Origin of the sequence: Rhodococcus sp. Leaf247 (assembly GCF_001426185.1) — a bacterium.
In the GTDB taxonomy this organism is placed as follows: domain Bacteria; phylum Actinomycetota; class Actinomycetes; order Mycobacteriales; family Mycobacteriaceae; genus Rhodococcoides.
Genome location: NZ_LMRP01000002.1, coordinates 573,215 through 585,268, shown reverse-complemented (window position 1 = coordinate 585,268; position 12,054 = coordinate 573,215). Strand labels below are relative to the sequence as shown.

The following is a 12,054-nucleotide window of genomic DNA, read 5'->3' as shown; positions in this document are numbered from 1 at the left end:
GTAGGGTTCGTGGTCGTTGCGCCCACTCGTCTGAGTTAGAGTGACGCGACGCACACCGATGTCGACGCGTTGCGTCGTGTGCGACGAGCAGTGGGAGGGTCACAAGTGGGTGTCGAGGTTTCGGTCGAAGGATTGACCAAGTCGTTCGGTGTACAGAAGATCTGGCAGGACGTGACGATGACCTTGCCGACAGGCGAGGTCAGTGCTCTCCTCGGGCCGTCCGGTACCGGCAAGTCCGTCTTCCTCAAGTCGCTCATCGGTCTTCTCCGCCCGGAGGAAGGCTCGATCGTCGTCGACGGCACGGACATCATGGAGTGCTCCTCCAAGGAGCTCTACGAGATCCGGAAGCTGTTCGGCGTCCTCTTCCAGGACGGCGCGCTCTTCGGCTCCATGAACCTCTACGACAACACCGCCTTCCCGCTTCGTGAACACACGAAGAAGAAGGAAGACGAGATCCGTCGGATCGTCATGGACAAGCTCGAACTGGTCGGTCTGACCGGCGCCGAGAACAAGCTCCCCGGTGAGATCTCCGGCGGTATGCGCAAGCGCGCCGGGCTGGCCCGCGCACTCGTGCTCGACCCCGAGATCATCCTGGTCGACGAGCCGGACTCCGGACTGGATCCGGTGCGTACGACGTACATCAGCCAGCTGCTGCTCAACATCAACGCGCAGATCGACGCCACGATGCTGATCGTCACGCACAACATCAACCTGGCCCGCACCGTGCCCGACAACATCGGCATGCTCTTCCGCAAGAACCTCGTCATGTTCGGACCGCGCGAGGTGCTTCTCACCTCCGACGAACCGGCCGTCAAGCAGTTCCTCAACGGAACGATGATCGGCCCGATCGGCATGAGCGAGGAGAAGGACGAGGCGCAGATGCGCCAGGAGCAGGCCCTGTCCGACGCCGGCCACAACCTCGGTGGTGTCGAGGACGTCGAGGGCATCATGCCGCAGATGGATCCGACGCCCGGAATGCCGCGTCGTCAGGCAGTCGATCGTCGTCGCGAGCGCGTCCGCAGCATCATGCACACGCTTCCCGAGCACGCCCAGCACGCGATCCAGGAGAGCCTGGACGAGGCGGAGCGCGAGGACGGCGGTCGGCCTCAGCAGCCCGCGTACGCCGGTGCCCAGCACGGCGAGCAGACCGACCAGCAGGGTTACTCCCAGCAGGACTACTCGCAGCAGGGCTACTCCCAGCAGGATTACGGGCAGCAGGACTACGGGCAGCAGGACACGACCCGGCAGAACTACTCCCAGCAGGGCTGGAGCGAGCCCGGTCAGGACCAGAACTATGACGGATCTCCGTCGAGCGGACCTCGGGGCTAAGTACGACAATGGCTAAAACGAAGAACCCGATTCTCAAGTCGGGCACCGCAGCGCTGGCCCAAGCAGGAAACATCGTCGAGCTTCTGGTCGATGTCGCCCGCAATACCTTCCGCCGGCCGTTCCAACTCCGCGAATTCATCGAGCAGGCCTGGTTCATTGCCAGCGTCACCATTCTTCCGACCGCGCTGGTCGCCATTCCTTTCGGCGCGGTGGTGTCGCTGCAGACCGGTTCGCTGATCAAGCAGCTCGGCGCCGAGTCATTCACCGGCGCGGCCAGCGTGTTGGCGGTGGTGCAGCAGGGCAGTCCGATCGTGGTGGCGCTGCTGATCGCCGGTGCGGCCGGCTCCGCGGTGACGGCCGACCTCGGGTCGCGCACCATCCGCGAGGAGATCGACGCGATGCGGGTGCTGGGCATCGACCCGGTGCAGCGCCTGGTGGTTCCGCGCGTGCTCGCGATGATCCTCGTCGCGTTGTTGCTCAACGGACTCGTCTCGGTCATCGGCATCGCCGGTGGTTACTTCTTCAACGTGATCCTGCAGGACGGCACCCCCGGTGCCTACCTGGCGTCGTTCTCGACGCTGGCCCAGCTCCCCGACCTGTGGGTCGGTGAACTCAAGGCGGTCGTGTTCGGTCTGATCGCCGGCGTCATCGCCTCCTACAAGGGACTGCATCCCAACCCCGGGCCGAAGGGCGTGGGCGAAGCGGTGAACCAGACCGTCGTCATCACGTTCCTCATCCTGTTCTTCGCCAACCTCATCATGACGCTGGTCTACCTGCAGGTCGTCCCTGCGAAGGGAGGGTGAGATGACTATCGCTCGCGGTCGTGGAGACCGCACCCTGCTCCGACTCCGCAGTGCGGCGTCGGCTCCGCTCGGCGTCCTGGACCGTGCCGGCGAACAGATGTCCTTCTACGGACGTGCGATCGGGTGGATCCCGCGCACGGCCGTGCACTACAAGAAGGAGACTCTCCGTCTCCTGGCCGAGGTCACCTTCGGTTCCGGCGCCCTCGCCGTCATCGGCGGCACGATCGGCGTCATCCTGATGATGTCCGGCTTCACCGGCGTCGTCGTGGGACTGCAGGGCTTCGCCGCCCTGGAGCAGTTGGGCAGCCAGGTCCTGACCGGCTTCCTCTCGGCTTACGTCAACACCCGTGAGATCGCGCCCATCGTGGCCTCGCTCGCGTTGTCCGCGACGGTCGGCTGCGGCTTCACCGCCCAGCTCGGAGCCATGCGCATCTCGGAGGAGATCGACGCCCTCGAGGTCATGGCCGTTCCGTCCGTGCCGTTCCTGGTGACGACGCGCATGATTGCCGGCTTCATCGCCGTCATTCCGCTGTACATCGTCGGACTGTTGTCCGCCTATCTCGCCTCACGTCTGGTGAGCACTGTCTTCAACGGTCAGTCACCTGGCTCGTACGACCATTACTTCACGTTGTTCCTGCCGCCGGAGGACGTGCTCTATTCGTTCGCCAAAGTGCTGGTCTTCGCTTTCGTGTTGATCATGATCCATTGCTATTACGGCTACACGGCCTCGGGCGGACCGGCCGGCGTGGGTGTCGCGGTGGGTCGCGCCGTGCGCGCCGCACTGGTGACGGTCGCCGTGCTGAACTTCTTCCTGAGCCTCGCCATCTGGGGCACCACGACAACGGTGAGGGTCGCCGGATGAGCGCCACGCAACCATCGGCGACGCGTCGACGCCTTCTCGGCATCGGATTCCTTCTCGTCGTCGTCCTGTTCGTCGCGTGGAGCATCACGACGTTCAACAAGTCCTTCAAGAGTGTGGTGATGGTCGATCTGGTGACGGACACCGTCGGCAACGCGTTGCCCGCCAACGCGGACGTCAAGGCTCGCGGCATGATCGTCGGCGAGGTCCGCTCCGCCACCACCGAGAACGGGCAGGTCACGTCCAAGATCGCGTTGGAGCCCGGCATGATCGGCAAGATCCCGTCCAACGTCACGGCGCGCCTGCTGCCGAAGACACTGTTCGGCGAGCGCTACGTCGCTCTGCAGATCCCCGAGGACGCTGCCGGCGCCACACCGATCGCCGAGGGCGCAGTCATCCAGCAGGACAAGAGCGGCAACGCCGTCGAGGTCGGGCAGCTGCTCGACTCCCTCCTGCCGCTTCTCGACGCCATTCCGCCGCAGGACCTGGCCAACACGCTCGGCGCGTTGTCCCAGGCCCTGGAGGGCAACGGCGAGAAGCTCGGACTGACGATCGACCGTCTCGAGACGATCTTCGCCGGACTGGCCGACGAGCTGCCGAACATCCAGCAGGACCTCGTGGGAATCGCGGACCTGTCGGAGACGTACTCGACGGCTGCACCCGACCTGGTCGATGCGTTGGACAACCTGCGCGTCACCGGAAACACCGTGGTGGAGAAGCAGAACGACGTGACGACGCTGCTCGCCAGCGCCACCGCGTCGTCCGGCTCACTCGCCGACCTGGTCCAGACCAACGCCGAGTCCATCGTGTCCGTCGCGGCGGATTCCCGTGAGGCGCTCGAACTGCTCGCGGAGTTCTCCCCGTCCTTCGGCTGCACGTTCAAGGAGTTCGTCCGGGTCGCCGACGAGGCGAAGAAGATCCTGTCTGTCGACGCCCCGTACCCGGGTGTCCGCGCGTCGATCAACTTCGTCAATCCGAAGGGGCGCTACATCCCGAACCAGGACGAGCCGCGACTGCTCGACACGCGTGGTGCGTCCTGCTTCGAGCAGGTGACCACGCCCGGCAAGTTCTTCCCGCAGTACCCGGGCAGCGGTGTCAACGACGGCTCCTACCAGGTGCCGTCGCGTAACCCCGGCCCTGCGGTGGACCCCGGCGCGCTGCCCAACCCGCTGCAGTCGCCCGTCCCCGCGTCGTACGCAGGATCCGATATCGAACGGGACACGCTGGCCGTGGTCTACGGCGGAGGCTCCGGCATCTCCCCGGACCAGGTTCCTGCGTGGACCACCCTGGTGGGCGCTCCGGCGCTCCGCGGCACGGAAGTGAGTGTGCGATGAGAGGCCTTGCGGCACCGCTGATCAAATTAATCATCTTCGCGGTGGTGACCATCCTGGCGACGGCTGCGCTCGCGCTGACCATCGCCAACGGAGCGGGTTCGGGCAAGACGAAGTTCTCGGCGATCTTCACCGACGTGTCCTCGCTCAACGAGGGCGACGAGGTCCGTATCGCCGGCGTCCGGGTCGGCCAGGTCGAGAAGATCGCGATCGAGAACCGCGACCTCGCTCGCGTCGACTTCGCTCTGAGCGAGCGCGAGTGGCTCCCCGCCACGACGACCGCGACGATCCGATACCGCAACCTGATCGGGCAGCGCTACATCTCGCTCGACCAGGGATCCGGCGGACAGGGCGAGAAGATCACCGACGGAGCCACCATCCCGCTCGATCGCACCAAGCCGGCCGTCAATCTGACGACACTGTTCAACGGATTCCGGCCGCTGTTCCAGACGCTCACCGCGGACGACGTGAACAAGCTGTCGTTCGAGATCATCCAGGTGTTCCAGGGTGAGTCCGGAACCATCGGAGACCTCGTGCGTGACACGGCCAGTCTGACCAACACGGTCGCGGACAAGGACCAGGTCATCGGTGCCGTCATCGACAACCTCAACGGTGTCCTCGACACGGTGAACCAGCACGACAAGGAACTCGACCAGCTGATCGTCAACACCCAGCAGTTGGTGTCCGGTCTGTCGGCGGATCGGAACACGGTCGGATCCGCGGTCACCTCGCTCGCCGGGTTGACCGATGCGACCGCCGATCTGCTCGAGCCGACGCGTCCGTCGATCCAGTCGGCGATCACGTCCATCGACGGATTGTCGACCAAGATCAACAACCGCCAGGAGGACTTCGACGCCATCCTGAAGAACTTCCCGGTGAAGCTGACGAAGCTCATCCGAGTGGCCAGCTTCGGATCGTGGTTCCAGTTCTATCTGTGCGGCATCGACATCGTCGCCGGCCCCGGTTACGCACCTCAGCTCAACCTGCCGACAGGACTGCCGACCATCAATCAGCCCCTCTACACGAACTCGGCCAAACGTTGCGCGGCAGGAGGAATTCAGTGACCACGCACCGCTCGCCCGCTGTTCTGGGCGCACTCGGGATCTTCCTGATCGTGATGACCACGCTGTCCGCGTTCTTCCTCGACTCGCTGCCGATCATCGGAGCCGGGTCGAAGTACTCCGCCGACTTCTCCGAAGCTGCCGGGCTGCGTGCGAGCAACGAGGTCCGTATCGCCGGCGTCAAGGTCGGCAAGGTCACCGACGTGTCCCTCGACGGGGACAAGGTGAAGGTCGAGTTCACGGTCAACGACGCGTTCGTCGGCGACAACACCTCGGCGTCCATCCAGATCAAGACCCTGCTGGGCCAGAAGTTCCTCTCGCTCGAGCCCAAGGGCGAGGAGCGGCTGAACCCTCGCAACACGATCCCGGTCGAGCGGACCACAGCGCCCTACGACGTGATCGACGCGTTCTCGGACGCTGCGCGGACGACCGGCGACATCGACACCGCTCAGCTCGCGACGAGCATGGAGACGCTGTCGCAGGCGTTCTCGGAGACTCCGGAGAACATCCGCGCGTCTCTCGACGGAGTCACCCGCCTGTCGGAGACGATCTCCTCGCGTGACGACGAACTGAGCAAGTTGTTCGCCGCGACGAACAAGACCACCCAGGTGCTCGCCGACCGCAACCAGGAGTTCACCCGGTTGATCGGCGATGCCTCGGTCCTGTTGCAGGAGCTCAACAATCGGCAGCAGTCGATCTCGCAGCTCCTCATCGGCACGCAGCGCGTCTCCACTCAGCTGACCGGTCTGATCCGCGACAACGAGGCGACCATCGGGCCCGCCCTGCAGTCTCTCGGCCAGGTCATCGACACGTTGAAGACCAACAACCAGAACATCGCCGAGGCGATCAAGCTGTACTCGCCGTTCGTGCGGCTGTACACGAACATCGTCGGCAACGGTCGTTGGTTCGACCAGGTCATCGTCAATACATTCCCGCCCGGTCTCCCCGATATTCCGGGTTACCGTGAGCCGATCCGCACCCTCGGTGTGGATCCCGTCCGAAGCCCGGGAGCAGGCCAGTGACCGCATCCACCGCACAGGCCGAGGAGTCGAAGGGCGGCTTCTTCAGCAAGCGCAACCTCGGCATCATCGCCGCCGTCCTCGCGGCCGTCGTTCTGGTCGTCTTCGCACTGTGGTGGGCGTTCACCCGACTGGGTACCACGACCATCACCTCGTACTTCGACAAGTCCGTGGGCGTGTACGAGGGCACCGAGGTCCGTGTTCTCGGCGTCAAGGTCGGCACCGTGACCAAGGTCGAGGGTCTCGGCGACCAGGTCCAGGTCGACATGCGCGTCGATCGCGGCGTCGACATCCCGTCGGATGCCCGCGCGGTGCAGCTCGCCCCGTCGGTCGTCGCCGACCGCTACGTCCAGCTCGCCCCGGCCTACACCGGTGGCGAGAAGATGGAGTCGGGTGCGGTCATTCCGCGGGAGCGGACGGCCACCCCGGTCGAGGTCGACGAGCTCTACAAGAGTGTCGACGAACTGTCCGAAGCACTCGGCCCCAACGGCGCGAACAAGAACGGCGCGCTGTCGGATCTGGTGGCGACGGGAGCGGAGAACCTCGACGGCAACGGTGAGGCTCTCAACGATTCACTCACGCAGCTCTCGGGTGCCGTCGAGACACTCGACTCGTACCGTGGTGACCTGTTCGGCACCATCCAGAATCTGCAGACGTTCGTCAGCGCACTGTCCGCCAACGACCAGCAGGTACGCGCGTTCAACAACCAGTTGTCCTCGCTGACAGGCTTTCTCGCCGGCGAGCGGGAGAATCTGGGGCTCGCGCTGAACCAGCTCGCCGTCACTCTCGGTGACGTCGCGACCTTCGTCCAGGACAACCGGGACCAGCTGACCACCGATCTGGACAACCTCGTCCCGACGACACAGTTGCTGGCCGACAACCGAGAGGGGCTGGCGGACACGCTGACTCTGCTGCCGTTGGCCGTCGCCAACGTCGCGAACTCGTACAACGCCGAGTCCGGCTCGCTGGATGCACGGTTGATCTTCAACGAACTGCAGGACCCGAAGACGTTCTTCTGCAGTCTCGTCGATCTGCAGAAGTTGCGCCCGGGTGATCCTCAGTTCGAGGCTCTCGGACGTCAGATGCAGCCGATCGTCGACAACTGCGGCGCGATCATCGACCAGGCCGTCTCCGGTGTGAAGACGCCGACGCTGGTTCTGCCGTTCGGTCTGCTCAGCGCCGACAACATCCAGCGCAACGTCGAGCCGGGCACGGTTCCCGGCGTCCAGTCGCCGCGTATCAGCGACCTGGAGCTTCCGGGCCTGTCCATTCCTCAGGAAGGGGAGTGACGATGAGAGTGCGCACTCGCGGTCTGACGGCCGCCTCCGGAGCGTGCGTCGTCGCCTTGACGCTCACCGCCTGCGGGTCCAGTGGCATCTACGGCATCCCTCTGCCGGGTGGCGCGGACGTGGGTTCCGATCCGCTCGAGCTCACGCTGCAGTTCGACGACGTTCTCGACCTGGTGCCGCAGTCGACCGTCAAGGTCGACGGCGTCTCGGTCGGCCGTGTCACCTCCGTGAGCGTGCCGGGAGACTCGTGGATCGCCGACGTGCAGGTGGAGGTCGACCCGTCGGTCGATCTGCCGGCCAACGCGATGGCGTCGGTCCAGCAGACCAACCTGCTGGGTGAGAAGTTCATCCAGCTCAGCGTTCCCACCGACGAGGCCGCCGCGGCACGGTTGCAGAGCGGGGACACCATTCCCGTCGAGCGCACCCGTCACGCGACCGACATCGAGCAGGTCCTCGGCGCGTTGTCGATGCTCCTCAACGGTGGCGGCGTGGCGCAGCTGGCTCCCATCGTCAAGGAACTGAACACTGCGTTCAGCGGCCGCGAGGATCGCGTGCGCAGTCTGCTCGAGCAGGCGAACACGTTGATCGGTGGTCTCGAGGAGCAGAAGACCGACATCACGCGAGCCATCGACGGTCTCGACGTGCTCACCGGCACGCTGAACCAGCAGACGGAGAAGATCGACCGCATCCTCACCGATCTGCCGGTCGCGACCCAGGTGCTCGAAGAGCAGCGTCCGCAGTTGACGCAGCTCCTCGGACAGCTCGATCGTCTCGGCACGGTCGGCACCGATGTCATCGAGCGGTCGAAGGACGACCTGATCGCGGATCTCCGCGCTCTCCGTCCCACGCTGCAGGAGTTGTCCACCTACGGCGACGAGCTGGTCACCGACCTGGCATTCGTTCCCACGTTCCCGTTCCCGGACGGTGTGGAGAAGATCGCCCAGGGCAACGCGGTGAACCTCTTCCTGAGCGTCGACCTGCAGATCGGCAACCAGTTGACCGCGTTGGGTGTCGGACAGGGCAATCCGATCTACAGCGCACCGCGCAACGGCGATCCGAAGCCACGGGTCGATCCGTCGAACCCGTACTACAACGGCAACGGTCCGCGTCCGTCGTTCCCGACCATCTCGCTGCTGCCGTTGCCGCCGATCATCCCCTCTCCGACACCGCCACCCGGCGTGCCGGCAGCGGCGCCGTCGGCGAATCCGCTGGACGGGATCCTGCAGCAGTTCGGTATCGCCACCCCGGGTACTCAGAATGAAGGTGGACAGTGAGATCAAAGCTGGTCAGTACACAGCTGATCCTCTTCGTCGTGATCGCTATCCTGGGCTTGGTCTACGTGGGCGCCAAATACGTCCGCGTCGACCAACTGTTCGGGTTCGGTCAGTACACGGTCACCGGTCAGTTCACCGACTCGGGCGGCATCTTCAGCAACGCCGAGGTGACGTACCGCGGTATCCCGGTCGGCCGTGTCGGCGCCCTGAACCTGACCGACGACGGCGTGGACGTCGAACTGAAGCTGGAGAAGTCCGCACCGGACGTGCCGGCCGACACCATCGCTGTCGTCGCGAACCGCTCCGCCATCGGCGAGCAGTACGTCGACCTGCAGCCGCGCACCGATCAGGGTCCGTTCCTGCAGGACGGTGACGTGATCGCCCAGCAGAACACGTTCATCCCGACACCGGTCGAGAGTCTGCTGAAGAACGTCAAGACTCTCGCCGACTCGGTCCCGGTGGACGATCTGCACACCGTGGTCACCGAATTGGGAACAGGATTCGCCGGCACCGGTGACGCGCTGCAGGGTCTGGTCGACTCCCTCGACACGTTCTCGGAGGACGGCCTGACCAATCTTCCGCAGACGCTCACCCTGATCCGGGACAGCCGGGTCGTCCTCGACACGCAGTCCGAGCAGTCGTCGTCGATCCAGCAGTTCAGTTCCGACCTCGACCTGGTGACCGCTCAGCTGCGGTCGAGCGATCCGGACATCCGTCGACTCATCGACAACGGTATTCCGGCCAGCGATCAGGTCGGAGCGCTGGTGCAACAGGCCGGTCCGGCTCTGACGAGCAACCTGGGGAACCTGGCGGCGGTCGGGGAATCGCTGAGTCCCCGGACATTCGCGCTGCGGCCACTGCTGCAGTTCCTGCCGGCGTTGGCGCAGGGTGCCAAGTCTGCAAGCCCGGGCGACGGCACGATCCACTTCGGTATCGCGCTCGAGGTCAACAACCCGCCGTCCTGCACGCAGGGCTACGAGGGGACTCAGGCCATCCTGGATGCCGAGTACGCGAAGAATCCGGACTTCGATCCGTCGCAGCAGGACTTCCCGATCAACCTCGACGCCAACTGCACGGTTCCCCAGGGATCGCTGACCAACGTTCGCGGAGCCAACAGCGTCCGCTTCGCCGATCCGCAAACCGTGCAGCCGTGGGACGACAAGCCGAAGGTGGCACCGGACCCCCTCGACCTGAACCCGATCGCCACACAGCTCGCTGCGCTGCTGGGTGTCACGGTTCGCCCCTGATACAGACGCTCGTCCGACAAGCCCGGCCCGAGGCACCAGCCTCGGGGCCGGGCTTGTCCGGTGTGTCCGCGATGCCCCGTGAGGTGTACGGAGGCGTTGGCCGCGGGAAGTTACCTACCGGTACTGTGGCCGCTGTGACGCCAACCACCTCTCCCGACCCGGACGTGACCGACGACGCGAACGAGGGTGACGACACGGAGCTCACACCGTCGCCCGCGACTCGTCGCACCTCGCCGGTCGCTCTCGCCATCACGGCCGCCGCTGCGGCGATCGCTCTGGTCGCGGCCATCGTGCTCGGTGTCTTCTGGTTCCTCGCGCATCAGGAGTCCTCCGCGGCATCTCTGCGTGACGACGCGCTCGCCGGTGCACGCCAGGCTGCGATCAACCTCAACTCCGTCGACTCGAACGACCTCGACAAGACGTTCGCGGACATCGAGTCCTCGATCACGGGCGACGAGCTGACCAACGGTCTGAACGACACGCGGGAGCAGTTCCGGCAGCAGTTCGCCGAGTCCGGAGTCGTCACCACCGCTGCGGTGCAGCACGCCACGCTGGTCGGCTTCAGCGAGGACGAGGGCACCGCCCAGTCGCTGATCGTCATCACGACCGACACGGCCAAGCCCGACGGCAACGAGCGGTACCAGAGCACGTTGCGTCTGGAGCTGCAGGACGTCGACGGCACCTGGAAGGCCACGCGCATCCAGCCCATCGGTCAGCGCATCCCTCTCGAGCTGCCCACGGACCCGAACGCCGCGACGGATCCCAACGCCGCGACGGATCCCGCTGCGCCCACGGATCCGGCCGCTCCGGTGGATCCCGCTGCGCCGGTGGACCCGGCCGCACCCGTCGATCCTGCCGCTCCGACCGACGGCGGTCAGTGACACGGCGTCGCCCGTGCCCACCGCCTCGTTCGTCACAGCCTCAGCTAGGAGAACCACAAGATGCCTCCCGCACGTCGTAGACCGCCCGTAGGCGCCGCCCGTCCCCCTGCCGGCAGCATCCGCCGTCCCAAGGTGGCAGGTAGGGCCGCGTCGGCACCCGGCGTCGAGAACGATGCCGTGGCGGACGACGCGACCGCCACGACGCCGACCACCGGCTCGGTCGACCTGGAGAAGTCGCCGACCGCCGCGACGACGGAGTCCGGAACGGATATCGCCGACACAGTCGAATCCTCCGAGGCGACCGATGCTGCGGAGCCGACCACCGGTCGGGACACTGCGTGGTGGACGCCGAAGACGATGCTCCTCGCGGCTCTCGCCGTCGTGTTCGCCGTCGTCGCGCTCCTGGGCATCATCCGCCCGGGAACGTCCGAGGTGAGCAATCAGGCGTGGGTCGACACGGCGGCCACCCAGGAGGTCACCTCGGCCGGACGAGATGCGTTGCAGACCGTCTTCTCCTACAAGTTCGACACCATCGATCAGGATCAGGCGGCGGCTCGCGCGGTGCTGAACGACGAACGTCGCGGTGAGTACGACTCGACCGCCGAACAGACCAAGCAGGGCGTCATCCAGACGCAGACCACGACCAACGCCGTCGTCACCGACATCGGTGTCACGCTGCTCGACGGTGACCGCGCCGAGCTCCTGGCCAGCATGGACATCGCCGCGACCCAGGACACGGTCGATCAGGGAACGGTGCAGACGCCGGTCTCGCTGACGATGGAACGCGTCGACGGAAAGTGGCTCCTGGCCACGATCGACAACCGCTGATCGTCGGCATCGACGGAACTATCGGAGACGAAACGCCGCTCGCGCTCTTGACGCGAGGGCTTCGGGAGTCCACTCTGATTACCGGATTCATCGAGTGCGGCCACGGTCTCGCTGTTCGATCGGATCCGACGCC

Annotated in this window: 11 protein-coding genes; all 11 read left to right on the top strand. The window is 65.5% G+C overall.

The annotated features are described in order from the left end of the window. Nucleotides 1-105 precede the first annotated feature (105 nt). The 11 genes from ASG64_RS11975 (at nucleotide 106) to ASG64_RS11925 (ending at nucleotide 11,921) form a co-directional block, all read left to right on the top strand. The gene (locus tag ASG64_RS11975) at nucleotides 106-1,329 is read left to right on the top strand and encodes an ABC transporter ATP-binding protein (protein ID WP_042574046.1); all 1,224 of its coding nucleotides are present in this window, start codon (nucleotides 106-108) and stop codon (nucleotides 1,327-1,329) included. Between the two features lie 8 nt (nucleotides 1,330-1,337). Beyond that, nucleotides 1,338-2,132, top strand: coding sequence for an MlaE family ABC transporter permease (locus ASG64_RS11970; protein ID WP_042574045.1), 795 nt, complete (start codon nucleotides 1,338-1,340; stop codon nucleotides 2,130-2,132). Between the two features lies 1 nt (nucleotide 2,133). Next, nucleotides 2,134-2,994 (top strand): MlaE family ABC transporter permease, encoded by an 861-nt coding sequence (locus tag ASG64_RS11965; protein ID WP_042574044.1) that lies wholly within the window; start codon nucleotides 2,134-2,136, stop codon nucleotides 2,992-2,994. Continuing rightward, complete coding sequence (locus ASG64_RS11960; protein ID WP_042574043.1) at nucleotides 2,991-4,325, top strand: MCE family protein; 1,335 nt, start codon at nucleotides 2,991-2,993, stop codon at nucleotides 4,323-4,325. The genes ASG64_RS11965 and ASG64_RS11960 overlap by 4 nt, the downstream gene beginning before the upstream one ends. Beyond that, entirely contained in the window at nucleotides 4,322-5,386 is a 1,065-nt protein-coding gene (locus ASG64_RS11955) for an MCE family protein (protein WP_056073816.1), read from the top strand. The genes ASG64_RS11960 and ASG64_RS11955 overlap by 4 nt, the downstream gene beginning before the upstream one ends. Beyond that, nucleotides 5,383-6,405, top strand: a complete 1,023-nt coding sequence (locus ASG64_RS11950) for an MCE family protein (RefSeq protein WP_042574041.1) — start codon at nucleotides 5,383-5,385, stop codon at nucleotides 6,403-6,405. Before ASG64_RS11955 ends, ASG64_RS11950 begins: the two co-directional genes overlap by 4 nt. Before the next feature lie 62 nt (nucleotides 6,406-6,467). Next, nucleotides 6,468-7,691: an MCE family protein gene (locus ASG64_RS11945; protein WP_442971146.1), complete on the top strand. Its 1,224-nt coding sequence runs from the start codon at nucleotides 6,468-6,470 to the stop codon at nucleotides 7,689-7,691. 2 nt (nucleotides 7,692-7,693) lie between these two features. Continuing rightward, complete coding sequence (locus ASG64_RS11940; RefSeq protein ID WP_042574039.1) at nucleotides 7,694-8,965, top strand: MCE family protein; 1,272 nt, start codon at nucleotides 7,694-7,696, stop codon at nucleotides 8,963-8,965. Then, a complete protein-coding gene (locus ASG64_RS11935) occupies nucleotides 8,962-10,212 on the top strand; it encodes an MCE family protein (protein WP_056073811.1) in 1,251 nt (416 codons plus the stop codon). The genes ASG64_RS11940 and ASG64_RS11935 overlap by 4 nt, the downstream gene beginning before the upstream one ends. A gap of 134 nt (nucleotides 10,213-10,346) precedes the next feature. Next, the gene (locus tag ASG64_RS11930) at nucleotides 10,347-11,093 is read left to right on the top strand and encodes a hypothetical protein (protein ID WP_156148833.1); all 747 of its coding nucleotides are present in this window, start codon (nucleotides 10,347-10,349) and stop codon (nucleotides 11,091-11,093) included. A gap of 132 nt (nucleotides 11,094-11,225) precedes the next feature. Beyond that, entirely contained in the window at nucleotides 11,226-11,921 is a 696-nt protein-coding gene (locus ASG64_RS11925; protein WP_052493176.1) for a hypothetical protein, read from the top strand. Nucleotides 11,922-12,054: the final 133 nt, after the last annotated feature.

Excerpts from the sequence above, each read along its gene's own strand:
- ASG64_RS11970 (WP_042574045.1), top strand. The coding sequence starts at position 1,338 with ATGGCTAAAACGAAGAACCCGATTCTCAAGTCGGGCACCGCAGCGCTG.
- ASG64_RS11965 (WP_042574044.1), top strand. The coding sequence starts at position 2,134 with ATGACTATCGCTCGCGGTCGTGGAGACCGCACCCTGCTCCGACTCCGC.
- ASG64_RS11960 (WP_042574043.1), top strand. The coding sequence starts at position 2,991 with ATGAGCGCCACGCAACCATCGGCGACGCGTCGACGCCTTCTCGGCATC.
- ASG64_RS11955 (WP_056073816.1), top strand. The coding sequence starts at position 4,322 with ATGAGAGGCCTTGCGGCACCGCTGATCAAATTAATCATCTTCGCGGTG.
- ASG64_RS11940 (WP_042574039.1), top strand. The coding sequence starts at position 7,694 with ATGAGAGTGCGCACTCGCGGTCTGACGGCCGCCTCCGGAGCGTGCGTC.